This is a genomic window from Serratia proteamaculans (genome assembly GCF_013337185.1).
GTDB lineage: Bacteria > Pseudomonadota > Gammaproteobacteria > Enterobacterales > Enterobacteriaceae > Serratia > Serratia proteamaculans_D.
This window is the reverse complement of sequence record NZ_SWDE01000001.1, coordinates 1,439,599-1,466,293: the sequence shown is the minus strand read 5'-3', so window position 1 is coordinate 1,466,293 and position 26,695 is coordinate 1,439,599. Positions and strand designations below refer to the sequence as shown.

Sequence of the window (26,695 nt, the reverse complement as noted above, 5' to 3'; positions counted from 1 at the left end):
TATTTAATCAGTGAGAGTAAAAATGAGTAACCTTTATCCTGTTATCATGGCTGGGGGAACGGGAAGTCGTCTATGGCCACTGTCCCGTGAGTTATTCCCAAAACAGTTTTTAGCTTTGTGCAATGAATTCTCAATGCTGCAAACTACGGTGATGCGTCTTAAAGGGTTAGACATTATTAATCCTCTTGTGATCTGTAACGAAGAACACCGCTTTATTGTTGCAGAGCAACTGCGCCAGATTACTCGTTTGTCGCATAATATTATTTTGGAACCCGTGGGACGTAATACTGCTCCGGCAATTGCACTTGCTGCACTGCAGGCTGTTTCTAACGGTGATGATCCTCTGATGCTGGTATTGGCTGCGGACCACGTTATTCAGGACGAGGCTATTTTCCGCGAGGCGGTAAATCAGGCGATACCCTATGCTGAAGCAGGCAAACTAGCGACTTTCGGTATTGTGCCAACAGGTCCTGAGACGGGTTATGGCTACATTCAAAAAGGTACCAGTGTTGATGGTTCCAGTATCTGTGGCGTATCGCGTTTTGTAGAAAAACCTAACCTTGAGACAGCTCAGCAGTATCTGGATAGTGGTGATTACTTATGGAACAGCGGTATGTTCCTGTTCAAAGCTAGCCGCTATTTAGAAGAATTGGAGCGTTTCCGTCCTGATATTCTGGATGCCTGCAAAAAATCATTGGCACACCTGTCACCGGATATGGACTTTATTCGCGTCGATCGCGAAGCCTTTATTGCCTGCCCTGATGAATCTGTTGATTATGCGGTAATGGAACAGACGGCAGATGCCGTTGTTGTGCCGTTAGATGCCGGTTGGAATGATGTGGGTTCATGGTCTGCCCTGTGGGAAATTAGTGAGAAAGATGTCAAGGGTAACTCTACCTTCGGCGACGTTCTGGAACATAACTGCTCTAATAACTACATCCGTGCTGAACATAAGTTAGTGGCTGTGGTTGGGGTAGATAACCTGGTGGTAGTAGAAACCAAAGACGCAGTGCTAATTGCTAACAAAGATAAAGTTCAAGATGTGAAGGAGATTGTTAATCAGCTCAAACAGCAGAAACGCTCCGAAAGCAAACAGCATCGCGAAGTTTATCGTCCATGGGGTAAACACGATGCGATTGCACAAGGTGATCGCTTCCAGGTTCGTCGTATTACCGTTAAACCTGGTGAGAAACTGTCTTTGCAAATGCACCATCATCGTTCAGAGCACTGGGTTGTGGTTTCTGGCACGGCGAAAGTCAATGCCAACGGGAAAGTACAGTTAATCAGCGAGAATGAATCTATTTATATTCCGTTGGGTGTTGAGCACTCCCTCGAAAATCCGGGGAAAATCGCCCTGGATTTGATTGAAATTCAATCAGGTGCCTATTTGGGTGAAGACGACATCGTTCGTATTGGCGATACAACTCAACATAATTAATAATTTAGCGCTGTGGACATTTGCACAGCGCTGCCGGGTTTATATTTGGGTAAGGATCTCAACATGTCACAATCATTGACCTGCTTTAAAGCATACGACATTCGTGGACAACTGGGCGAAGAACTAAATAACGATATAGCTTATCGTATAGGTCGCGCGTATGGAGAATTCTTGAAGCCAAAAAGCGTCGTTGTTGGCGGGGACATCCGACTGACCAGCGAGGAGCTCAAACTTTCTCTGGCCGAAGGGCTGCGTGATTCTGGTGTGGATGTATTAGACATTGGTGTAAGTGGCACAGAGGAAATATATTTTGCCACATTTCATTTAGGTATTGATGGCGGTGTTGAAGTTACTGCCAGCCATAATCCTATGAATTATAATGGTATGAAATTAGTCCGTAGCCAGGCGAAACCCATCAGTGGTGATACTGGTCTTCGCGATATTCAACGATTGGCGGAGCAGAACAGCTTTGCACCGGTGGATAAAGATAAGCGCGGCAGCTATGAAAAGATCTCTATTGAGAAAGATTATGTTGATCACCTGCTGGGTTATGTAAATGCGGCTAATTTGAAGCCATTGAAGCTAGTGGTTAACTCTGGCAATGGCGCTGCCGGTCATGTGATCGATGCTATCGAAGCTCGCTTTAAGCAGCTTCAGGTACCTGTTGAATTTATCAAGGTCCATCATCAGCCGGATGGCAATTTCCCCAATGGGATCCCTAATCCATTGTTACCTGAATGTCGTGAAGATACCGCTCAGGCTGTTCGTCTGCATAAGGCGGATATGGGAATCGCTTTTGATGGTGATTTTGACCGCTGCTTCCTGTTTGACGAGCACGGCGGTTTTATCGAAGGATATTATATCGTTGGCTTGCTGGCTGAAGCGTTCCTCGAAAAAGAGCATGGGGCAAAAATCATCCATGATCCGCGTTTAAGCTGGAACACCATCGACGTAGTGACGAAAGCAGGTGGAGTGCCGGTAATGTCGAAGACGGGGCACGCCTTTATAAAAGAGCGTATGCGTCTGGAAGATGCGGTCTATGGTGGGGAAATGAGCGCCCATCATTACTTCCGTGAGTTCTCTTATTGCGACAGTGGCATGATCCCATGGCTACTGGTGGCTGAGTTGTTGTGCATTAAGAATAAGACATTGGGTCAATTGGTTGAGGACCGTATGGCCGCATACCCTGCGTCGGGGGAAATCAACAGCAAATTGCAGGATCCGCAGGCTGCAATTGAAAGAGTGTTGAATTGTTACCAGCCCACTTCCCTGGCATTTGATACCACTGATGGCATTAGTCTGGAGTTTTCCGATTGGCGTTTCAATTTGCGCAGTTCCAACACTGAGCCAGTTGTACGATTAAATGTTGAGTCGCGTGCTAATCCCCTATTAATGCAACAAAAAACAGAAGAAATACTGGCCTTGCTGCGCAGATGATCTCTGAGTTTAACGCTATATTATATAGCTGGGCCATACGAATGGCTCAGCTAAGTTAAGAGATATAGGTACCAGAGAAAACTAACAAAAGGCATCTATACTATGATTGTTAATAGGCAGTTATCTATGAACGGTTTCCGTCGAGGGGCATTGCACACTAATGCTTCCCTAACCTCAATGATTCAGCGCTTTTCAGATATTTTCATTATTTTTGCCGGTTTGTACTTGTCTTGTCTGATTTCTGGTGCTGATTTCATTATGCAGCACTGGGTTATGGTGTTGATTTCAATTGTAATTTTTCAAATGATAGGCGGTATTACCGATTTCTATCGCTCATGGCGAGGCGTCCGTGCCGGTCTCGAGGTTCAGCTGATTTTACAAAATTGGTCACTGAGCTTACTTCTAACTTCGGGCACCGTCGCACTGGTCAGCGCCTTTAACAATGAGTATTCCGTCTATATCCAATGGTATTTGTTGGTGAGTTGCGGTCTGGTCATTTCGCGTAGTGTCATTCGATTATTCCTTGGCTATATGCGTAACATAGGTTTTAACACCCGTAATGTAGCGATAATGGGCGCGATGCCTGTGGGTATCCGTCTTGCTGAGTCATTACGAGATGCTCATTGGATGGGCTTTAAGGTTCTTGGCATTTATGACAATGACAATTCCCCGCTGGACAGTACGATTGAGCGCAGGGGAGATTTGTGCCAATTGGTTGAGGATGCCAAAAGCGGGCGTATCGACCGCGTGTACATTGCCATGTCCATGGACCAAGAGAAGTTAATCAAAGATACGGTTGCTGACCTTTCCGATACCACCTGTTCAGTGATGTTAATACCCGATATTTTCACCTTTAATATTTTGCAATCGCGCTCAGAAGAAATTAACGGCGTACCTGTTGTTTCGCTGTTTGACACTCCGATGAGTGGTATTAACCAGGTTATTAAACGGATTGAAGATATTGTCCTGTCAGTTTTCATTTTACTGTTTATCTCCCCTGTGCTGCTGTTAATTGCTGCTATGGTGAAGTTTACCTCTTCGGGACCGGTGATCTTTAAACAGCGCCGTTATGGCATGGATGGCAAGGCCATTGAGGTCTGGAAATTCCGCTCTATGTCGGTAATGGAGGATGGAGACAAAGTGGTTCAGGCAACAAAAGGTGACACGCGCTTAACCTCGGTTGGGGCATTTTTACGCCGCACTTCTTTGGATGAACTGCCACAATTCGTCAATGTATTGAAAGGCGATATGTCCATTGTTGGACCAAGACCGCATGCGGTTGCGCATAATGAGCAGTACAGAAAGTTGATCAATGGCTATATGTTGCGCCATAAAATGAAGCCGGGTATCACTGGCTGGGCACAGATCAATGGCTGGCGTGGAGAAACAGACACGCTGGAGAAAATGCAAAAACGTGTTGAGTTCGATCTGGACTATATTCGTAACTGGAGTGTCTGGTTGGACGTTAAAATTGTCTTTCTGACTATTTTTAAAGGTTTTATTAATAAGTCTGCCTATTAATTATAAAGCTTGAATTATTGGTTTTACACACGGCGGAGTGCGAATTTCCTGGTCTCTGGGGCGTGAGACAGTTCATTTTCCATTTAAAGCTGGAGGTCAGATGCTGACTATAGCAAGCCGTAATAAACCTAAGATCGGGGAAAGCAAAGTGACTTTGCTAGCCCTTGCTGTTTTGCCGCTAATGTTTTTTAGTTCTGGCTCGGCAGCTTTTGAGGTTGGGGTACACACGCATTTTCGCTGGTATCCCAACGATCCCGACAAGTATCTGGAATTGGTAAAGCGTTATGGCTTCACTTCATATCGTGCTGATTTCCCCTGGAGTGGGTTAGAGCAGCAAAAAGGCCAGTATGTGATTACCGGCAATATGCAAAAGGCCGATAAGGCTTTTAACGATGGTCAGGCGAAGTTTGGGCTTAACGGGTTATTGGTGCTGGCATATGGAAACAAGCTGTATGATCCCTCGGGTTATCCAACCACACCTGAAGCTATCAATGCCTTCGCCAACTATGCTTATTGGACGGCATCAAAATACAAAGGCAAGATTAAATACTACGAGATCTGGAACGAATGGACCAATTCCACCGCAATTAAACCTAAACCACGTAATCCGCCTTCGCCAGAGATTTTCGTCGCGCTGGTGAAAGCAACGGCTGCGGCGGTTAAAAAGGCCGATCCTAACGCGATTGTCATGACGGGCTCAGCCAACCCGACCGGAACTCGCGATCCTTCCTGGGTTGATAATATTGTCAAATTGGGTGTTCTAAACTATGTCGATGGATTATCTATTCACCCATACTCTTACGGAAACGACAGCTATGCCGTGCGAGCACCTGAGGGTAATCTCGGCGTAGTGGATCAGTTTGAGGCGAAGCTAGCCAAGGCGGCAGGGCGTCAGGTGCCAATCTATATTACCGAAATAGGTGTGCCAACCTATGAGGGTAAAGGGGGCTTGTCGAAAGATGTTGCCGCGCAATATATAGTGAAGTACACCTTCCTGGCGAAGTCACGGCCATATATCAAAGGGGTCTGGTGGTATGATCTGCTTGATGATGGTGATAATCCGAAGATCAACGAACACCGCTTTGGATTATTGACTCGAGATGGTCAGCCAAAACCCTCGATGTTGGCATTCAGTAAAGTCGCAGATGTCGCCCGCTCATACTCGGTAGAGAAATATCAGGTGTTGCCTGGGGGAAAAATATCTATCGCGTTGAAGGGTAATAACCAACATGCAATGTTGTTCTGGCAGGAAAAACCGGTAGCACAGCCTTCAACCGGGATTGCGTCTAGCCTACGCAGTCTTGTGTCCAGTGACACACCAGTGCAACAACAGCAGGCCACGCCTTTGAAAGAAGTGCAGGGCAATACTGCGACCCCTGATGGTGATGTGCCTGTGATGATGCGTTCCAGCTCTGCGATTACCCCTCCCTGGTGATGTGTTGCGCTGAGTAATGACTGATAAAGGGGCGAGTGTTTACCTAATCCTGTCCTACTTAATCCAATCCGGAAACATCCTTGTTTCCGGATTTTTTTTGTCAAATTTCTCCTCAGCCAACCCACCTTGTTAGTTCCCCGCAATGAAGCCTCGCCAAAGAAAAAGACTCCTTTAATCACAAAAAAATGCCGGTCAGAGTTAACTGGCCGGCATTGATATTAATTGTTGGTACTCTTCGGTAACTGACAGACTTCACCAACATTGTCAGTTTACCGAATAATGCTTAGGCGTAATGCAGGGTATCCAACAGTTGCTGATGGTTTTGACCAGTCAGGTAAACCACGCTGTCGCTGGTATCCAGTGTGTGGTTATTGTTGTTATCAATAATCACATAAGAACTGGCGTTATCACCTGTTCCACCGAACACCACAGACGCCACACCCACTTTCGCAGTCAATGCGTTGCTGCTGCCCAGACCGAGGATACCGCCCAACAGACCGATAACGCCGTTGGTCAGGCCGCCTACCAGAGTCCCCAGCAGGGCATCCAGAGTATCGGAAGCACGGGTGCCGTAATCCGCCACTGCAGTACCGCTGGTATCGCCAGAAATAGTTAAAGCAGATGCAGCGTCAACAATCTTGTCTTTGGTACTGTCAAAGTCGGTAATGGTGACACCGGCTTGAGTCGTACTGGACTTCAGATCATAGGTGTTCACACCGTTGCCACCGGCCAGGGTTGTGTTACCCAATACGTTGAAGCTGTCAGCAGCACCGGTACCTTCTACCGTCAGTTGATAACCATTCAGACCCAAGGTGGTCAGTACTGGTGCCAAAAGCGCCGTGGTGACCGCACTCAGTGGCAGAATATTCAGCAACTGAACGATGATACCGTCACCGGTACCGGCATGGCTGGAATCCAAATTCAGGCCAGCAGTATTAGCCGTCGCGTTAATATCTCGCACGTTGCTAAAACCACTGCCCAATGTCAGATCCAGCACATGATTGCCAGTGACGGCAATGTTCTGTACCTGCGCGTTAGTCCCAGCCAGTGACAAGATATTGTCAAAGTTGCCGGTACCACCGGAAGCAATATTCACATTAGTCAGAGCCGTACCCAACAATGCGCTGCTGCTGCTGTTCAAGCTAACCTGTCCGGCGTTAACGTTGGCAGAACTCACAGCATCAAAATTAATATTGAAGTGATCGGTCGCATTCTGCACAAAAGTAAAGCTTAGAGTACTGGCAGCGGTAGCATCACCTTTCACTTCCAGCTGCGCAGCAGTGCCGCCAGCTGCGTTAATCACACTCGCATTGGCCAAACCGGAAATCACAAAGCCCTGAGAACCCAGGTTGGTAGCCGCAGCCCCTTGAGTGACTGTACCACCAGTCGTACCTTCTACTGTGGCTGTCCCGTTGGTTAAACCAAAATCGAAGACGTGGGTAGGTGTCGTCACACTGGTGGTAGTTGGAGAACCAATAAGTGGAGTCGTAATCAGCGTACCAACGGATTTACCGATATAACCCGTCAGGTCAATCTGCTCGAAATTCGAGAAGTTATTGGCATTGCTGGTTACTACGCTGCTACGAACACCCAGAGCATTTTGGTTAGTTACCACAGATTTGGTGATAAAGTTAGCGGAAACAGAATCTGTTCCCGCGCCACCATTTGCCGTAATCGCTGTGGATACGGTATTGGCGCCGTTAGATACCCCATTACCTGCCCAATGCAAACTGTCGTTCCCGTTCCCCAGGTTAAACTTGGCGGAGCCGGTCGCGATATTTGCCGTTGAAGTAACCACGACATCATCGTCACCCGAGCTGGCATTCAGAATAATGTTGCCGTTATTGACGGTAATATCTACACCTGGGTTAACACCATTGTCAGACAGGTTAACCGTCGCCGCGCTGGTGCCGTTAATGGTCAGATTCGCCAGATGATCGGCAAACTTCAGGTTAACAACGCTGGCTGCGTTAGCGGCAAGCTGAACATCGGTCAATACTGCAGTTTCTGCATTGCTGATCTGGTGCGATGCGCCTGTATTCACAGTACCGGTAGCATTGCCGCCGGCTGCGGTGGTAGTCAGTGAGGCTGCAGTTTTGTACAGCAGACTGGTACCAATATCAAATTCAAAACCGTGTTGCTGAGTTACAGTGGCAGCATCGGTCGCCACGGAAGTACGCAAGTCATTAATGATGGCTTGGGTAATGGCCGTTTTATCAGACAATGCACCGTAAGTAGCTAACTGCGCCGCTGTGGCGGCAACGCCGTGCACCAAAGTAAATACGTGCTGGACGAATGCATCACCGGTCAACTGGCCACCTTTAACCTGAGACTCTGCTGAGTTGATCAGGGTAGTGATAACCTGCGCATAGGTTTTGCCTGCGAACAGTTCCTTACTCCAGGTGTCGAGGCCACCGGCATCTATGCCACGGCCCGGGACCGCCAGGAATACGGCTGCGGCTTGCTCCTGGAAGTTCAGCGCAGGAAGTTCACCTGGTTGATAGACGTGAGTTGCTGCCTGGAAGTGTTGTTGCGCCGTGGTATCACCGACTGCAACCGTACCTTTCAATGCCCCAATAATTTGCGCAACCACGTCACCGCGCGTTGAGCCTCCGCTCAGCAGAGCTAGATAACTATTGCTTTCGGCCGTAGTCGGTACGCGTTCATAGCTGTTCTGGAAAATAGCATTGATGAAGGCGCTGTCACTCAGTGTCTTCAATGGACTGGAGTTGACGAATGACTGTGCGATGGCTGCCAGAGTTTTTGAACCTTGAGCCAGCACTGTGCCCCAGTAGTTGATCCCGTCTTGAGTTTGAGTCAGACCGACAACGTGGAAAATCCCCTGTACGTCAGCAGCCCCCGGAGTTGCTGATGCGCTTGCAACTGGGAAGAGTACCTTTTCAACTTTCGTTTCAAAGTTGCTCTGTTGTGTCAATAATGTTGAATCGAAGCCATTGTAGTTCAGCACGTCAGAAACTACTTTTGCCACTATGGATGATGCGGTCCCGTTACCGGCTAAAAGGGCAGCCAGAACTGGGGCGGTAGGAGCGCTACCATTTACTGCGGTGTAAACTGCAGTGACAATGTCAGAGGTTGATTTACCATTTAGGCCAGCAGTGCCTGCAATGAATTTTTGGGCTACTTGATCAAGTGAAAGCGCTGAAGTCTCAACTTTTTGTGAATAGTACTCTAAACCCGCGGCATCAATGCTCTTTCCTGATATGGCTAAAAACAACGCCGCTGTTTTTTGCTGTGTTACTAATGTGGCCATACGTTACCCCTTTGGATGTACCCATTTCTATTGTCATAAGTATGTCGTGACCTTGCTCCACTACCGTTAACAGGAGAGATTCGGTCAGAATTTTTAGTGTTAACGAGCGCAAAAACAGCGACATATAAAGATGGCGCATGAATAGCAATTTTTGTTTTCGCAATTTAAGCAAAGGAGCTAACGGGAATTTTGTCAAGGAACTAGGATTTTTTTTATTTATTTGCCATCGTACTATTCTTAAATGTTCATGAAAGTAATGGGTTGCGCTCTTTATATATTGATTATATATGGTTTTTTATTAATGATAATAATTCATAGTATGCTACTAAGCGTGGTGATTATTAGATATCTAATCATTTGTTTTTTGAAAGTTCATATGTAAAAACAGGTATTAGAGGCATGAAAAACCATGTAATAACTGTTGGTTTGGTTTTTAAGTCGCTGGAGTGATATAACTTGTTGTTTTTAAAATTAAAAAAATGATGTGTTGTCGCCAATTTTTTTTTCCTTTGTGCCTTGCCGATATCGGGTTTATGTATCTATAGTTAATAAAAATTGCGACTGCAGTCTTGAGCATGTTAGGGGTGATTATCGTTTGGGAAGTTTCCTATACGGATCAATGCGAATTTGGCTGACAGTGCGGGTGAAGTTAAGGAAAGAAAGTGAATCAATTTATACCGCGTAATGAAATTGCGGATGTTATACGGACACGCAGTAAAATCTTCTGGACCGTTGGCATATTCACCGCATTTATAAATTTATTAATGTTAGTTCCCTCTGTCTATATGTTGCAGGTCTACGACAGGGTACTTCCTTCACGTAATGAAATCACTTTGCTGATGTTAACGCTGATTATGCTGGGAATGTTCGGCATGATGGCGCTACTTGAGTATGTCCGTAGCATGGTTGTTATCCGTATCGGCAGTCAGTTGGATATGCGATTGAACACCCGTGTTTACACGGCGGCCTATGAATCCAATCTGAAAAATGGCTCTTCCGACGCGGGGCAGATGCTGGGTGATTTGACCACCGTACGGCAGTTCCTGACTGGCAGCGCATTGTTTGCGTTCTTCGATGCGCCCTGGTTCCCGATTTACCTGCTGGTGATTTTCCTGTTTAACCCGTGGTTGGGATTGTTCGCTCTGGTTGGCTCGCTGTTGCTGGTTGCGTTAGCCGTGGTCAACGAAATGGTTTCCAAGAAACCTTTGGGTGAAGCCAGCAAGCTATCAATCATGTCCAGCAGTTTGGCGAGTACAAATTTGCGTAATGCCGAAGTGATCGAGGCATTGGGCATGTTACCTAATTTAAAGCGCCGCTGGTTCGGTTTGCATCAGAGATTTCTGAATAGCCAACGTGTCGCCAGCGAGCGTGCTACTACCGTTTCCTCCATAACCAAGTTTGTTCGCCTTTCACTGCAATCATTGGTGTTGGGACTGGGTGGTTGGTTGGCGATTGATGGTCATATCACCCCCGGTATGATGATTGCCGGTTCTATTTTGATGGGACGTACGCTGGCGCCTATTGAACAGGTGATTAACGTTTGGAAAAGCTGGAGTTCTGCCAAACTCTCCTATCAGCGCCTGGTGAAATTACTGGATAAGCACCCGCCGCGCGGTATGGGTATGTCTTTGCCGCGGCCGGAAGGCGTCATCTCTGTTGAAGGTGTCACTGCCACACCTCCAGGATCCAAAGGCGATGCGGTATTGCATAATGTCAGCTTCGCGATCCAGCCGGGTGACGTACTGGGAATTATCGGGCCAAGCGCTTCCGGCAAATCCACGTTGGCGCGTTTGTTGGTAGGTATCTGGCCGGTCAGCGAAGGTATTGTGCGGCTTGATAACGCCGATATTTACCAATGGAACAAAGATGAACTGGGGCCCTACATTGGCTATTTGCCGCAGGATATCGAACTGTTCGCCGGCAGCATTGCCGAGAACATCGCTCGTTTTAACGACATCGATTCTGAGAAAGTGATTGAAGCCGCCAAGTTGGCCGGGGTCCATGAGCTGATCCTGCGTTTCCCTAACGGCTACGATTCAATCATTGGCAATGGCGGGGCGGGATTATCCGGCGGACAGAAACAGCGTATTGGCCTGGCCCGAGCGCTGTATGGCGATCCTTCCCTGATCGTATTGGATGAACCCAACTCCAATCTGGATGATGCCGGTGAAAAGGCGCTGAATCAGGCGATCCTGTTCCTTAAGCAGCGTAATAAAACGGTGATCCTGATTACCCATCGAACCAACCTGTTGTCGATGACCACCAAGCTGCTGCTGTTAGTGAATGGTACCGTTAATGCGTTTGGCCCAACTCAGCAGGTGCTGCAAGCGTTGGCCAATGCGCAGAAGGCGCAAACACCACAGCAGGCGGTGCGCGCAGTCAATTCCGAGCCGGACGAAGGCAATATCCCAAAAACTCAAATTAATTAAGCTGTTTACTTGCCGGGCGGCGCCAAAATGCCGCCTGCAGTTAAAGGAGTTGGTATGTCTACGCACATTGGCGAGCCGCAAGACTCGTATTCAGAACAGATCCCTCAGGATGAACGGCGGTTCACCCGCATGGGTTGGTTAGTGGTTGGGATTGGCCTGTTTGGCTTCTTTGCCTGGGCTGCGTTTGCACCTTTGGATAAAGGGGTTGCGTCACCAGGTTCGGTGACCGTTTCCGGCAACCGTAAAACCGTACAGGCCCCGGCCAGCGGCATCATCAAAAGTATCACGGTAAAAGAAGGCGACAAGGTTAAAGCGGGCGAGGTGCTGGTGCAGTTGAGCCAGGTTCAGGCCCAGGCGCAGGTTGACTCGCTTCGCGACCAATATTACACCACGCTCGCCAGCGAAGGTCGTTTGCTGGCTGAACGTGATGGCTTAAGCAAGGTCACTTTTTCTCCTGTTTTTGAAACCATTCAGGCTCAGCCGCGGGTCGCTGAGATCATCGCGTTGCAAACGCAGTTATTCTCTTCACGTCGCCAGGGATTACAAAGCGAAGTTGACGGTTATAAACAGTCAATGGACGGCATGCGTTTCCAACTGAAGGGCCTGCAGGACTCCAGGGTCAACAAGCAAATCCAGCTTTCCAGCCTGCGCGAACAGATGAACAGCATGAAGCAACTGGCGGCGGACGGTTATTTACCGCGTAACCGCTATCTGGAAGTACAGCGTCAGTTTGCAGAAGTGAACAGCAGTATCGATGAAACCGTTGGGCGAATTGGCCAGGTGCAAAAACAGTTGCAGGAGTCTCAACAGCGGATCGACCAACGCTTTGCCGACTATCAACGCGAAGTCAGAACCCAGTTGGCGCAAACGCAGATGGATGCCAGCGAGTTCAGAAACAAGCTGGAAATGGCGAATTTTGACCTCGGCAACACCGCTATCACCTCGCCGGTGGATGGTACTGTCGTTGGGTTGAATATCTTTACTCAGGGGGGCGTCGTGGGAGCGGGTGACCACCTGATGGACGTTGTACCGAGTCAGGCTACGTTGGTGGTGGATTCACGCCTCAAGGTAGAGCTGATTGATAAAGTGTACAACGGGTTGCCGGTGGATCTGATGTTTACCGCCTTCAACCAAAACAAGACCCCGAAAATACCGGGGACGGTGACGTTGGTTTCTGCCGACCGTCTGGTCGACAAGGCCAATGGCGAACCCTACTACCAAATGCAGGTCACGGTTTCGCCTGAGGGCATGAAATTGCTCAGTGGCGAAGACATCAAGCCGGGGATGCCTGTTGAGGTGTTTGTGAAGACCGGCTCGCGCTCACTGTTGAGTTATCTGTTTAAACCTATTTTGGATCGCGCTCATACTTCATTAACCGAGGAATAATTTTGATTCAATTTAAACGACAGGTTGCTGGCCTTGCTATCAGTACCCTCTTGTTTGCGATAGCTGCGCCGGTTCATTCGATAGGGATTATAGACGCATATTCGCTGGCACTTGAGAAAGATCCGACCTTCAGGGCGGCAATAAAAGAGAAAGAGGCGGGAGACGAAAACGAAAATATCGGCAGGGCGGGGCTGCTGCCGAAGGTATCGCTCAATTACCAGAACTCACCGAGAAACTGGCAAACGCAAAAGTATCCGCAAAGTGATTTCTTTGGCAACGTTACTGAAGCCACCAAGCGGCAGCAGTATCGCAGCTATTCCAGCTCGGTTACACTGACACAGCCTCTGTTCGATTATGAGGCTTATGCACGCTACAAGGCTGGCGTGGCGCAAACGCTGATGTCTGATGAGCGCTACCGCAGCAAGTTTCTTGATTTGGCGGTACGGGTGATCTCCGCTTATGTTGAAGTGGCTTACTCCAAAGACCAAATCGCTTTAGCCTCAGCGCAAAAAGCGGCTTATAAAGAACAGCTGTCGTTGAACGACCGCTTAATGAGCGCAGGTGAAGGCACCATTACCGACGTTTCCGAGACTCAGGCGCGCTACAGCCTGGCAGAGGCGCAGGAGATTGAGGCGCGTGATGCACTGGACGCGGCTCAGCGCGAGCTGGAGGTCATTATTGGCATGCCACTCAATCAGCTCGATGACGTACAGCTGCTACGTCCTGGCAAGTTCCAGGTGGCACCGTTGATCCCATCAAAGTTTGAAGAGTGGCAAAAAATTGCCCTCGAGAATAACCCGATGTTAGCGGCTTCACGCCATGGTGTGGATGCGGCGAAATATGAAGTGGAGAGAAATCGTGCCGGCTTTATGCCTCAGGTGCAGCTCTACGCCTCACATTCTGAGAATGATTCCAGCAGCGATAACACGGTTAACCAAAAATATCGCACTGACAGTATTGGCGTGCAGGTGAGTATGCCAATCTACGCCGGCGGTGGGGTTTCGGCATCGACTCGCCAGGCTGCGTCACGATACGGGCAGGCGATGTACGAAATGGATGCACAGGTGGGCACTACGCTTAACGATCTGCGCAAACAGTATAATCTTTGTATCAGCAGCCGTGCCAAACTGGCCGCGTACGAACTGGCGGTGAAGTCAGCGACCACGCAGGTGACGGCAACGCGCCAGAGCGTGCTGGCGGGGCAACGTGTCAACGTCGATGTACTGAATGCTGAGCAACAGTTGTACAGTGCCCAACGTGATCTGGCCTCGGCTAAGTACACCTACATAAAATCCTGGATTACCTTGCTGAGCGACTCAGGTACGCTTGATGAAAGTGATGTCAAACGGGTGGCGCAGTATTTTTCCATGAGCCGCTGAGCAGATAGTTACACTCATCATGTCTATTTATCCGAAAGAGCAGCCTTGAGCTGCTCTTTTTTGTCTCTATACGTTATGTTCTCAACGTTTTGGTGATGAATCGAGTAAGTTGTATCATGTCGCTGGCATTGATATCTTAGTTTTGCATTTTTCTCCTGATTTTTTAGAGCGATAGATTATTTTTAATGGGTGAGGATCCTCCAGTAAGGCTGGGGAGAGGGGTTGATATGGCGATTTTAGTCACTGGCGGAGCCGGTTATATCGGTTCTCATACCGTTCTGGCTTTGCTGGAGCGCGATGAGGATGTAGTGGTATTGGATAACCTGTCGAACTCTTCGGAAGAGTCTTTGCAGCGTGTAGAAAAGTTGACGGGCAAAGCGGCTGTGTTTTACCAGGGTGACATTCAGGATGGCGAATGTCTGAAGCGTATTTTCGACGCTCACACGATAAATTCGGTTATCCATTTTGCCGGCCTGAAAGCAGTAGGGGAGTCGACTCGCAAGCCACTTGAGTACTATCAAAACAATGTTGCCGGTACGCTGGTGTTACTGGATGAAATGCGCCGTGCAGGTGTTCACCAATTTATCTTTAGCTCTTCCGCTACTGTTTATGGCGCTAACTCTCCTGTGCCCTATGTGGAAACTACACCTATTGGTGGAACAACTAGCCCATATGGGACTTCCAAATTGATGGTGGAGCAGGTTTTGCAGGATTTTGCCAAGGCTGAACCCCAGTTTTCCATTATTGCCCTGCGTTACTTCAATCCGGTCGGTGCGCATGAGTCAGGTTTGATTGGTGAAGATCCAAATGGTATCCCGAACAATCTGTTGCCGTATATCTCTCAGGTTGCTATTGGCAAACTGGATAAGTTGGGCATTTTCGGTGGCGATTACCCAACTGAAGATGGCACCGGTGAACGTGATTACATTCACGTGATGGATTTGGCCGAAGGGCATTTGGTAGCAATGGATCATTTGAAGAAAATAGTGGGCTTCAAAGCATACAATCTGGGGGCAGGGGTGGGGCACTCGGTTTTGGCGATGGTGCAAGCTTTTGAAAAGGCTTCTGGCGTGAAGATCCCATATCAGATCTTGCCGCGTCGTGATGGCGATTTGCCTGCTTTCTGGGCTGACGCGAATCTTGCCCGTGAGGAGTTGGGTTGGGAAGTGCGGCGCGGTATCGATGAAATGATGCGCGATACCTGGAATTGGCAAAAGAATAACCCGCAGGGCTATAGCCGCAAAAGTTGAGTTGGGGTAACACTCCATTCTGACTAAGCCCGCAGTTCAACGCTGCGGGCTTTTTTTTAAGGAACAGGCATGTTGCAAAGGATATGACTAGCATTAATTAATAATCATTCTCAATTTCATTTTGTTTTTATTGGAATGCTTAATTATAAGCATGCTACTTATTTCGGTTGGTATTTGTTCGATGAATGCTATGTGATTCATCAATCGATATCAAAAAATTGCGGTCTTTATAGCGTCTTTTTTGGTTTTTTTTTATTTAGTTTCAATTTGTTATGATTTTTGTTGCTAGGCAAAGAGGTCGTTGTGTAGACAAATGACGTTTTGTCTACGTGTGGTTAATGTATTAACTTCTGACATGGGTGTATACTTCAGGCCGAATAAATTGATGTCATTTTCTGCTGTGTGCTATAACGCAACAATGCAATGAAACGGCATTGCGCTGATTTTATATGTGATGCAGTAATGAAACGGTAATTGCTGGGGGTTCCCACAAAGATGCTAAAAGCTGTCATACCCATTGCAGGTCTAGGAACCCGCATGTTACCGGCCACCAAAGCTATTCCTAAGGAAATGTTGCCGGTCGTAGACAAACCCCTCATCCAATACATTGTGAATGAATGCGTTGCTGCTGGTGTTACGGAAATTATTCTTGTTACACATTCATCAAAAAATGCCATTGAGAATCACTTTGACACATCGTTTGAACTGGAAAGCATGCTGGAGTCGCGCGTCAAGCGCCAGCTGCTGGAAGAAGTACAATCGATCTGCCCTAAAGGCGTTACCTTGATGCATGTACGCCAAGGTCAGTCCAAAGGCTTGGGGCATGCAATCTTGTGCGCTAGACCATTGATTGGTGACGAAGCTTTTGCGGTACTGCTACCCGATGTTTTAATTGACGATGTTGCCTCAGATCTTAAAAGAGATAATTTGGCTGGCATGATTGCTCGATTTGCGGAACATGGGCGCAGTCAGGTCATGGTAGAACCCGTGCCGGAAAAAGATGTATCCAAATACGGGGTGGTCGATTGCAGTGGTGTCGAAATTCATCCAGGTGAGAGCATGCCAATGCGTGCAATTGTAGAAAAGCCACAGTTGGATAAAGCACCTTCAAATTTGGCTGTGGTTGGCCGTTACGTATTGGCTGCGGATATTTGGCCGTTGCTTGATAAAACGCCTTACGGTGCTGGTGGAGAAATTCAGTTAACCGATGCGATTGCTATGTTGATGGAACAAAAACCGGTTGATGCTTTTGCTATGGTTGGACGTTCCCATGATTGCGGCGATAAATTGGGTTATATGAAGGCATTTGTTGAGTTCGGGCTCCGGCATCCAACGCAGGGAAAAGACTTTTCGGTGTGGGTGAAAGGGGTTTTCAATCACTGATACCAAGTGTTTTTGTGTGTTAGGAATCCAGTCGATTCCTAGAGAAAAATGGCGCTGCTGAATGTAACGTAACAAGCAACCTGTGCGTGATAGCGGTAAGACCTAAAGATCCTGTAAACTGGATTTATTGGGAATATGTAGTAGAATCAATTGGTTGTTTGGTCTGTACTCTGGTTGCGATAATGCCAGGGGCGGTAGCGTGGCTGTAAATAGTGAAGAAGCCTGAAGCTTGCCTTTCCTGGCGAGGCGCTCGTTAGCAAACGCAGTTGATAAGTATTACGTTTCTTGTGTTAGGGAATTTTAATCTTAAATCGAGTTTTCATATGAAGTATAGCTTAGGTTACCTCTGGGATTTGGCTGCGGTCATTACAGAGAAAGAATTGAAAGTAAGATATAAAAGTAGTTTTTTTGGCTATTTATGGTCAATTGCAAACCCATTACTTTTTGCCTTGATATATTACTTTATTTTTAAATTGGTAATGAGGGTTCAAATACCAAATTATACTATATTTATTATTACAGGGCTTTTCCCATGGCAATGGTTTGCTAGTTCAACTACAAATTCACTATATTCTTTTATAGCCAATGCACAAATAATAAAGAAAACAGTATTCCCTCGTTCCGTTATCCCTTTTAGTAACGTGCTTATGGAGTGTCTGCATTTTTTATGCACCATTCCTGTGATTATTGTGTTTCTCTATGTATATGGTATGCGTCCTTCGGTTGACTGGATTTGGGGAATTCCATTAATTGGTATAGCCCAAATGTTGATGACTTTTGGCATTGCAATGATGTTGTCGACGTTGAACCTTTTTTTCCGTGATCTAGAAAGATTCGTGACCCTAGGCATTATGCTGATGTTTTATTGTACGCCAATTCTTTATTCTGGCGATATGATACCCAAAGAGTATCATTTCTTGATCGATTATAACCCGCTGGCAAATATGATACTCAGTTGGCGCGATCTTTTCATGAATGGGGTTATCGATTACCACCAGGTTGGTATGCTCTATGGATATGCACTTTTATTTGTCATCATCGGTACAAGCATATTTAATAAATTAAAGTACAGATTTGCAGAGATACTATAATGAGTTTGGCTATAGAGTTTAAAAATGTTACTAAGCGCTATCCATTATATCATCATATTGGATCTGGCATCAAAGAATTGATTTTTAATCCACGTAGGGCATTAAGCTTGCTAAGTGGTCGTAGCTATTTAGCGATTGAAGACATTAGCTTTCAGGTTCAGAAAGGGGAGTCTGTCGCACTTATTGGTCGTAATGGTGCGGGAAAGAGTACTTCACTTGGTTTGGTCGCTGGTGTAATGAAACCATCGTCCGGTACGGTTAGCGTTGTTGGGCGTGTTGCATCCATGCTGGAGTTGGGTGGGGGTTTCCATCCTGAACTCACCGGTCGTGAAAATATACGGCTTAACGCAACCTTGTTGGGGTTACGTCGCAAAGAGCTAAAACAGCGTCTGGACAAAATTATCGAGTTCTCTGAGTTGGGTGAGTTCATTGATGAGCCCATTCGGGTCTATTCAAGTGGTATGCTGGCGAAGTTAGGGTTCTCAGTGATAACACAGGTAGATCCGGATATATTGATAATCGATGAAGTTCTGGCTGTGGGCGATATTGCTTTTCAGCGGAAATGTCTGAAGACTATTAATGAATTCAAAAAGAAAGGTGTTACAATTCTTTTTGTTAGTCATAACCTTGAGGATGTTGAGAAAATCTGTGACAAAGTCATTTGGATTGAAAACCATAAAATGAGAGAGATGGGAGATGCCCATTCCGTTATCTCTCAATATAAAATAGCAATGGCCTGAGTTTTATAATTCTGACTATTAGGTAATTCAAATGAGCTCTATTAAGATTTATACTTGTCATCACAAACCAAGCGCGTTTCTTGATTCATCGTTGATTCAACCGATTCACGTTGGTAAGGCAAATAACCCGAATGAGATCGGCTGTCCTGGTGATGATACTGGAGATAACATCTCTTTCAAAAACCCGTTTTACTGTGAGTTGACCGCTCATTATTGGGTGTGGAAGAATGCGCAACCGACAGACTATGTTGGTTTTATGCATTATCGACGTCATTTTAACTTCTCAAAAGATCAACAGGTTCCGGAAGATAACTGGGGCGTAGTTAATTATGAGAGAATTGATGCGTCATATCATGATAAGTTTGGCTTAAACGATAAAGATATTTCTCTATGTCTGATGGATGTAGATATTATTTTGCCAAAAAAATGGGATGTCAGTGCGGCAGGTAGTAAGAACAACTATCATCATTATAAAGTTTCTAACTACCTGCATATTGAAGATTACGATGCTGCGTTGGAAATCCTTGCTGACATTTATCCTGAGTATAGATCTGCTGCAGATAAGTTTAATAACGCTACGGATGGTTATTACACAAATATGTTTGTTATGCGAAAAGATATCTTTAATGACTATTCCAAGTGGCTCTTCACTATTTTGGAAAGGCTAGAAGGTAAACTTCGATTCAAAAATTATAACTCACAAGAAAAGCGAGTTGTTGGTCATATCTCTGAGCGTTTGCTGAATATTTATATCGCGTACCAAATTGAACAACACGCTTTTAAAGTGAAAGAGTTACAACGTACTTTCATCGAACAAGAAACTTTTAATGCTACCTTAAAGCCAGTCTTTTCGGCCAAAAATGTTCCAGTGGTGATCTGCTTCGATGATAATTATTCTATCAGTGGTGCCGCGTTAATTAATTCTATTGTTAAGCATGCAAGTTCAGAACTCAATTATGACTTAATTATCCTTGAAAATGGAATTTCTTTATCAAATAAACGTCGTTTGTTGTCGCTAGTTGCTGATGTTGAAAATTTCAGTCTTCGTTTCTTTGATGTTAATGCTTTTAGTGAGATAAAAAGCGTCTTTACCCGTGCTCATTTTAGTTCGGCAACCTATGCTCGTTTGTTCATTCCGAAACTTTTTTCCGAATTTGACAAAGTTATCTTTATTGACGCAGACACTGTTGTTGAAAGTGACCTGGCTGAATTAATGACTATCCCGCTTGGGAATAATCTTGTCGCTGCGGTAAAAGACATTGTCATGGAAGGATTTGTTTTATTCGGTGCAATGTCACAGTCCAGTGATGGTGTAATGCCAGCTAAAGAGTATTTGTCAAACTCATTGGGGATGGTTAACCCGGATGGCTATTTCCAAGCCGGTATTTTGGTATTTAACATTGATTTGATGAACAAGGAAAATACGTTTTCCAACCTAATGGATGCGATGAAAAGCAAAACATATTGGTTCCTTGATCAGGATATAATGAATAAAGTGTTCCATGGCCGCGTGCACTATTTGCCATTGGAGTGGAACGTATATCATGGTAATGGTAATACTGAAGATTTCTTCCCTAATTTACCTTTTAAAACCTACATGGATTATCTTGAGGCTCGCAGAAAACCAAAGATGATCCACTTTGCCGGTGAGAATAAGCCATGGAATACGCGCCACGTTGATTTTTTTGATAACTATCATAAAAACATCGTGAATACGCCATGGGCGTTTGAAGCTTATGAACGACTGATTGGCACCTCGGTTTCACATGCTTCTGCAGCACAGCTTGTGAACAATACGCCAGTGTTGCTGCAGACCAAATTAAAACGCGCTTTGATGCCGACTCTTAATAAATGGGCACCAATAGGCACGTCTCGTCGCAACTTTATGACGAAATACTACTACAAAGTTAGACGCGTAATTCTTGGGTAACTTAATGATGAATAGCAAAAAAATCCTAATTGTAGGTGCCGGTTTCTCTGGCGCAGTAATCGGACGTCAACTGGCTGAACAGGGGCATTTGGTTCAAATCATCGACAGCCGGGATCATATCGCAGGTAACTGCTACGATGCCCGTGATGCGAAGACCGACGTTATGGTGCATACCTATGGTCCGCATATCTTCCATACTGACAACGAACAGGTATGGAATTTTGTTAATAGTTATTCCACCATGATGCCCTACGTTAATCGGGTAAAAGCGACGGTTGACGGACAGGTTTTCTCGTTGCCAATAAATCTTCATACGATTAACCAATTCTTTAAAAAAACCTGTTCACCAGCGGAAGCCAAGGCATTAATCGCTGAAAAAGGTGACAGCAGCATTACTGAACCGAAATCGTTTGAAGAGCAAGCGTTGCGTTTTGTGGGCAAAGAGCTTTATGAGGCCTTCTTTAAAGGCTACACCATTAAGCAATGGGGCATGTCCCCAGCTCAACTGCCAGCATCGATCCTTAAACGTTTACCTATTCGCTTCAATTATGATGATAACTATTTTAATCATAAATTCCAGGGTATGCCGAAAGACGGCTATACCAAAATGGTTGAAGGTATTTTAGACCATGCGAATATTTCCGTATCTCTCGGTGTACAATTCCAGCCGCAGGAACGCGAGCGATACGACCATGTGTTTTACAGCGGACCACTGGATGCGTTCTATGGATTCCAGTTCGGTCGTTTAGGGTACCGTACGCTGGATTTTGAAAAATTCTCGGTGGATGGTGATTACCAGGGTTGTGCGGTAATGAACTATTGCGAGCAATCAGTACTTTACACGCGTATCACAGAACACAAATATTTTTCGCCGTGGGAGCAACATGAAGGCTCTGTTTGTTATAAAGAATACAGCCGCGCATGCGAGGAAAACGATATCCCTTACTACCCAATTCGACAAGTAGGTGAAATGAGCCTGCTGGAAAAATATGTCGATTTGGCAGAAAAAGAAAATAACATGACCTTTATCGGGCGGTTGGGAACCTACCGCTATCTGGATATGGATGTGACTATTGCTGAGGCGTTGAAAACCGCTGAAATTTATCTGGCCAGCCTGGAGAAAAAAACGACCATGCCGGTATTTACGGTCAGTATCAGATGAAAACCACGGCGTTAATTGTTACTTTCAATCGCCTGGAAAAATTGAAACAGTGCTGGATGGCAACTGCCGCGCTGCCTTTTGAGCATATTGTCGTTGTTGATAATGCTTCAACCGATGGTACTCAGACTTGGCTGAACGGGATTGAGGATGCTCGTCTTCATGTACTGCGTGCTGAGCAAAACAATGGCGGCGCGGGTGGGTTTAAGCTTGGCGCAGAAATCATTGCTCAAAAAATAGATACTGATTGGGTATTTATGTTTGACGATGATGCTTATCCTCAAGCGGAGTTGCTGGTGCGTTTTGCCGAGTTGGTACAAACTAATCATGCAGCATATTGTTGTCGGGTACTGGATAAGCAGGGTGTACTTTGTAAAATGAATGTGCCCTTCACTAAGATGCCAACATCGCTGATGCGCACGCTCGATTATATTGCAAGGCCTGGCCGCTATACCCCGACAGGACTGGAGGTGTCAGAGGTTGTGACGCTGTCATTTGTTGGTGCAATAATTCGCAAAGACGTTTTAGCTGCCAACACAGAGTCTATCTGGTCAGAACTCTTTATTTATTATGATGATCTTTACTTCTCTTACAGGTTGAGTCAACAGGGGTATCGTTTTCGATACTCACCAGAGCTGCTGTTCTTGCATGATGTACCGCCTGCCAATGGGGGGATCAATCCACCATGGAAGGTGTACTATTTGGTCAGGAACCTGCTTCTTTCAAGGATGTTGTTCAAAAAAAATGAAAGGCCCTACTCACTCGGTGCTATCGTGTTACGTATTGCAAAATATTTACTTTCTGTTACCTCGCAAGCTAACAAGATAGAATATATTAAATATGTAGTGCGCGGTATTGTTGACGGTATATCACGTAAAAATGGTAAACAACATTAGCCGGTAAGAGTTTAATGAAAAAGATTTGTTATTTTATCAACTCAGATTGGTACTTTGAACTTCACTGGGTTGAAAGAGCCCTGGCAGCTAAAGCTGCCGGCTATGAAATTCATGTTGTCAGCCACTTTGTGGGAGACGGCATTCAGCAAAATCTGGCAGAAAAAGGTTTTATCTGTCATGACTCTTCTGTTTCCGAGCTTTCCATCAACCCAATTAATTTTTTGGGCTCGTTGGTTAAGGTCTGGCAGTTGCTTAAGAAAATTAACCCGGATGTATTGCATTGTATCACCATCAAACCTTGCCTGATGGGGGGCTTCTTTGCCCGTTTTTATAATAAGCCCATCATTTTGGGCTTTGTAGGACTGGGTCGGGTATTTATGGAAGATAAGTTGTCGATGAACGTTATTCGTTTTCTGACATTACATTCCTATAATCATATATTTAAGAATAAAAAATGTCTGTTGGCTTTTGAACATGAGCACGATCGTGATCGGCTCATTGACCTTACTGACGCCAAAAAAAGCCAGACTGTAGTGATCGACGGGGCCGGTATCAATCCGGAGATCTATCACTATTCATTGGAAATCAATCGAGAAAAGCCCATTGTGCTGTTTGCCAGCCGTTTGCTGTGGAGCAAAGGACTGGGTGATTTGGTTGAAGTGAAGAAGCGTTTAGCGCTTAAAGGCGTAGATTTTGTGCTCAATGTGGCAGGGATCTCGATCGTTGACGATCCCGATGCTATTCCATTGTCGCAAATTGAAGAATGGCATCAGCAAGGATTGATAAACTGGCTTGGTCGTTGTTCTGATGTTTACAGTCTTATCAAAGCTTCTAACGTTGTGGCGCTACCCTCTACCTATTCTGAAGGTATTCCACGCATCTTGCTTGAGGCGTCGTCTGTGGGGCGCGCTTGCATTGCTTACGATGTTGGCGGATGCCAAAGCCTGATCATTGATGAATACACAGGCAGTTTGGTGGAGAAACGTAACATCAAACTTTTGACAGAAAAGTTGGAAAAATTACTTACCAGCCCAAACAAACGTGTAGAGATGGGCGTTCGTAGTCGCGAGCGAATTGAGAGCAAGTTCGCATCATCACTGGTTATTGATGACACGCTGAAACTCTATCAGCGTGCGATTGCCACCGGGAATTATTAATTTAAGGAGCACTATTTTGGCTTTTTTCGCGAAATTATGGACGAAAAGGCATAATAGGGATGTTCAGGCTCCACCGATACTGAAGAAAACATTTTATTTGGTTTCAGCTGCAGGTATGCCAAATTTTGGCGATGACATGCTTACGCGATATTGGATAAATGAATTGCAACGACAGTTTCCTGACAGCGTTATCTATCTAGATGCTGTGGATGCTGTGGTAGCTACGGAGTTGTTCCCAGGGGTTAAATGCGTTGATTATCTTTGGCGCCTGGCGCAGGCACTGGGTGACGATGGGTCCGTTCAGGAAAAATTTGCTGATCCTTATACGCTGCCGCTTCGCGAGCGCTTGATGACCGAGGCATTTATCTCCGCGGAAAGTATCCATCTGTTAGGGGGCGGCTACATCAATGAACTCTGGGGAGCCAATGCGCGGTTGATAGAACTTGCGGCTTACTTTGCCGAAAAACATCAGTTGGTCAGCTACGCAACCGGACTCGGATTGCAACCGCTTTCACCCGAAAATGCCGCTAAATTCGCCCCCTCCATCCGCCAATTTAATCAGTTTGATGTGCGAGACGAAGCCAGTTACGAGGTATTGAAACCTTTCGAGCTGCCAGGCCTGAGCTTTACTGGGGACGATTATTTTGCTTTCCCTGGTTCTCCTATCGGGCGTCTTGTCGAAAGTGAACAACCCACTCTTCATCTGTGTATCCACACTGAACTGTCTGAAGGCGGGATTCTGACAGATAATTTGCTGCTGTTGTTGCAGAAGGCGGTAGCTAGTTTTTGTCAGACCCATCCTGCGGCTGCGATCAATTTTTATGAGTTTCGTCCAGGCTCAGATGGTGTATTTTTCCGTCAGGTGCAAGAACGTTTCCCACAGGCAAATTTCATACAGTTCGAACAGATTTGGCAAGATGGTTTAACATTCGCCACCAATGATTTTTGCATCAGTTCACGTTTCCATTTCCAGGTGATTGCTGCAAGCCTCGGTATCGCGGGGATTGCGCTATCGTGGTCAGATTATTACGACAACAAATTTGCCAGTTTACAGCCGATGTCTGACTGGCCTATGGTTAGGCCGGATATCAGTGTGGAGGCATTAGTGCCATTGCTATCACCAGAAGTCAGTATTGACCGCCAGTCGGGAAAGGAACTGATTCAGCAAGCCAAGCAACATTTATTGACACAACTGTATAATTTCTGATGGTTTATTATCTGTTGTAAAGCCTATCGCACCAATCACTACCCACGCGCCTTGATCCTGAGTTAACATGTGTGCCATATCACAAAACCTGTTAGCCAAAGTTGCTAACAGGGTCATCCTCAGACAGGAGTTCCTCAATGTCCAAGCAACAAATCGGCGTTGTCGGCATGGCGGTAATGGGCCGCAATCTGGCACTGAATATCGAAAGCCGTGGTTACACCGTTTCGATCTTTAACCGTTCAGGCGACAAAACCGACGAAGTTATTGCAGAGAATCCGGGTAAAAACCTGGTGCCGCACTACACCGTTGAAGAGTTTGTTGAATCTCTGGAAAAACCACGCCGCATTCTGCTGATGGTGAAAGCGGGCGAAGCGACTGACAAGACCATTGCTTCCCTGACTCCGCACCTGGATAAAGGTGACATTCTGATCGATGGTGGTAACACCTACTATCAGGACACCATCCGCCGTAACCGCGAACTGTCTGACCAAGGCTTCAACTTCATCGGCACCGGCGTTTCCGGTGGTGAAGAGGGCGCGTTGAAAGGCCCTTCAATCATGCCTGGTGGCCAGAAAGAAGCTTACGAACTGGTTGCCCCAATTCTGAAGAAAATCGCTGCGGTAGCGGAAGGCGAGCCTTGCGTGACCTATATCGGCGCTGACGGTGCCGGTCACTATGTGAAGATGGTGCACAACGGTATCGAGTACGGTGACATGCAGCTGATTGCAGAAGCTTACTCGCTGTTGAAACAGGCGCTGAACCTGAGCAACGAACAACTGGCTGAAACTTTCGCCGAGTGGAACAAGGGCGAACTGAACAGCTACCTGATCGACATCACCAAAGATATCTTCACCAAGAAAGATGAAGAAGGTAAATACCTGGTTGATGTGATCCTGGACGAAGCGGCCAACAAAGGCACCGGCAAGTGGACCAGCCAGAGCTCTCTGGATCTGGGCGAACCGCTGTCACTGATCACCGAGTCGGTGTTCGCTCGCTACCTGTCTTCACTGAAAGACCAGCGTGTTGCCGCGTCTAAAGTGTTGACCGGTCCTAAAGCAACACCAGTTAGTGGTGACAAGGCTGAATTCATTGAGAAAGTGCGCCGCGCATTGTACCTGGGCAAAATCGTTTCTTATGCTCAGGGCTTCTCTCAATTGAAAGCCGCTTCCAAAGAAAATAACTGGGATCTGCACTACGGCGACATTGCCAAGATCTTCCGCGCCGGTTGTATCATCCGCGCACAGTTCCTGCAGAAAATCACCGACGCTTATGCACACGACGCGGATATCGCCAACCTGTTGCTGGCACCTTACTTCAAGCAGATTGCTGATGAATACCAGCAGGCGCTGCGTGACGTAGTTTCTTACGCGGTGCAAAACGGTATTCCTACACCGACCTTCTCTGCGGCGATTGCCTACTACGACAGCTACCGTTCAGCGGTTCTGCCTGCCAACCTGATCCAGGCGCAGCGCGACTACTTCGGTGCCCATACTTACAAACGTATCGACAAAGAAGGCGTATTCCATACCGAATGGATGGAATAAGTTAATTAATATAATATGGCCGGGCTATGCCCGGCTTTTGCT

The 26,695-nt window shown here is 46.3% G+C and carries 18 protein-coding genes; 17 read left to right on the top strand and 1 reads right to left on the bottom strand.

All coding sequences use genetic code 11. The features are described from left to right. The first annotated feature begins 22 nt into the window (after positions 1-22). From FCL49_RS06835 to FCL49_RS06820, 4 genes are all read left to right on the top strand, one after another. Positions 23-1,438, top strand: coding sequence for a mannose-1-phosphate guanylyltransferase/mannose-6-phosphate isomerase (locus FCL49_RS06835; protein ID WP_217434281.1), 1,416 nt, complete (start codon positions 23-25; stop codon positions 1,436-1,438). Positions 1,439-1,501: 63 nt separating this feature from the next. After that, the gene (gene cpsG, locus FCL49_RS06830; protein WP_174352924.1) at positions 1,502-2,875 is read left to right on the top strand and encodes a phosphomannomutase CpsG; all 1,374 of its coding nucleotides are present in this window, start codon (positions 1,502-1,504) and stop codon (positions 2,873-2,875) included. 126 nt (positions 2,876-3,001) lie between these two features. Beyond that, the gene (gene wcaJ, locus FCL49_RS06825) at positions 3,002-4,396 is read left to right on the top strand and encodes an undecaprenyl-phosphate glucose phosphotransferase (RefSeq protein ID WP_174352923.1); all 1,395 of its coding nucleotides are present in this window, start codon (positions 3,002-3,004) and stop codon (positions 4,394-4,396) included. Positions 4,397-4,496: 100 nt separating this feature from the next. After that, the gene (locus FCL49_RS06820; protein ID WP_174352922.1) at positions 4,497-5,831 is read left to right on the top strand and encodes a cellulase family glycosylhydrolase; all 1,335 of its coding nucleotides are present in this window, start codon (positions 4,497-4,499) and stop codon (positions 5,829-5,831) included. A 283-nt stretch (positions 5,832-6,114) separates the two neighbouring features. On the opposite strand, the gene FCL49_RS06815 is transcribed toward FCL49_RS06820, so the two are convergent. Beyond that, the gene (locus FCL49_RS06815) at positions 6,115-9,102 is read right to left on the bottom strand and encodes a beta strand repeat-containing protein (RefSeq protein ID WP_174352921.1); all 2,988 of its coding nucleotides are present in this window, start codon (positions 9,100-9,102) and stop codon (positions 6,115-6,117) included. A gap of 662 nt (positions 9,103-9,764) precedes the next feature. Here FCL49_RS06815 and FCL49_RS06810 point away from each other — a divergent pair. The 13 genes from FCL49_RS06810 (at position 9,765) to gndA (ending at position 26,653) form a co-directional block, all read left to right on the top strand. Further along, positions 9,765-11,531 (top strand): type I secretion system permease/ATPase, encoded by a 1,767-nt coding sequence (locus FCL49_RS06810; RefSeq protein WP_174352920.1) that lies wholly within the window; start codon positions 9,765-9,767, stop codon positions 11,529-11,531. A gap of 54 nt (positions 11,532-11,585) precedes the next feature. Beyond that, on the top strand, positions 11,586-12,917 hold the full coding sequence (locus FCL49_RS06805; protein ID WP_174352919.1) for an HlyD family type I secretion periplasmic adaptor subunit: 1,332 nt from the start codon (positions 11,586-11,588) through the stop codon (positions 12,915-12,917). Positions 12,918-12,919: 2 nt separating this feature from the next. Further along, positions 12,920-14,296 (top strand): TolC family outer membrane protein, encoded by a 1,377-nt coding sequence (locus FCL49_RS06800; RefSeq protein ID WP_174352918.1) that lies wholly within the window; start codon positions 12,920-12,922, stop codon positions 14,294-14,296. Between the two features lie 227 nt (positions 14,297-14,523). Further along, positions 14,524-15,546 carry a UDP-glucose 4-epimerase GalE gene (galE, locus tag FCL49_RS06795; protein WP_174352917.1) on the top strand — a complete coding sequence of 341 codons (1,023 nt, stop codon included), beginning with the start codon at positions 14,524-14,526 and terminating at the stop codon, positions 15,544-15,546. 495 nt (positions 15,547-16,041) lie between these two features. Continuing rightward, complete coding sequence (galU, locus tag FCL49_RS06790) at positions 16,042-16,929, top strand: UTP--glucose-1-phosphate uridylyltransferase GalU (RefSeq protein ID WP_174352916.1); 888 nt, start codon at positions 16,042-16,044, stop codon at positions 16,927-16,929. A 323-nt stretch (positions 16,930-17,252) separates the two neighbouring features. Further along, a complete protein-coding gene (locus FCL49_RS06785; RefSeq protein ID WP_112350249.1) occupies positions 17,253-18,020 on the top strand; it encodes an ABC transporter permease in 768 nt (255 codons plus the stop codon). Further along, positions 18,020-18,760, top strand: coding sequence for an ABC transporter ATP-binding protein (locus tag FCL49_RS06780; RefSeq protein ID WP_174352915.1), 741 nt, complete (start codon positions 18,020-18,022; stop codon positions 18,758-18,760). Before FCL49_RS06785 ends, FCL49_RS06780 begins: the two co-directional genes overlap by 1 nt. A gap of 31 nt (positions 18,761-18,791) precedes the next feature. Next, positions 18,792-20,690 (top strand): DUF4422 domain-containing protein, encoded by a 1,899-nt coding sequence (locus FCL49_RS06775; protein WP_174352914.1) that lies wholly within the window; start codon positions 18,792-18,794, stop codon positions 20,688-20,690. A gap of 7 nt (positions 20,691-20,697) precedes the next feature. Next, positions 20,698-21,852, top strand: coding sequence for a UDP-galactopyranose mutase (gene glf / locus FCL49_RS06770; protein WP_174353478.1), 1,155 nt, complete (start codon positions 20,698-20,700; stop codon positions 21,850-21,852). After that, on the top strand, positions 21,849-22,745 hold the full coding sequence (locus FCL49_RS06765) for a glycosyltransferase (RefSeq protein WP_174352913.1): 897 nt from the start codon (positions 21,849-21,851) through the stop codon (positions 22,743-22,745). The genes glf and FCL49_RS06765 overlap by 4 nt, the downstream gene beginning before the upstream one ends. Positions 22,746-22,759: 14 nt before the next feature. Next, positions 22,760-23,902 carry a glycosyltransferase family 4 protein gene (locus FCL49_RS06760; RefSeq protein WP_174352912.1) on the top strand — a complete coding sequence of 381 codons (1,143 nt, stop codon included), beginning with the start codon at positions 22,760-22,762 and terminating at the stop codon, positions 23,900-23,902. A 16-nt stretch (positions 23,903-23,918) separates the two neighbouring features. Next, a complete protein-coding gene (locus tag FCL49_RS06755; protein ID WP_174352911.1) occupies positions 23,919-25,109 on the top strand; it encodes a polysaccharide pyruvyl transferase family protein in 1,191 nt (396 codons plus the stop codon). Between the two features lie 137 nt (positions 25,110-25,246). Then, positions 25,247-26,653, top strand: a complete 1,407-nt coding sequence (gndA, locus tag FCL49_RS06750; RefSeq protein WP_012006041.1) for an NADP-dependent phosphogluconate dehydrogenase — start codon at positions 25,247-25,249, stop codon at positions 26,651-26,653. The last annotated feature ends 42 nt before the right edge of the window (positions 26,654-26,695 follow it).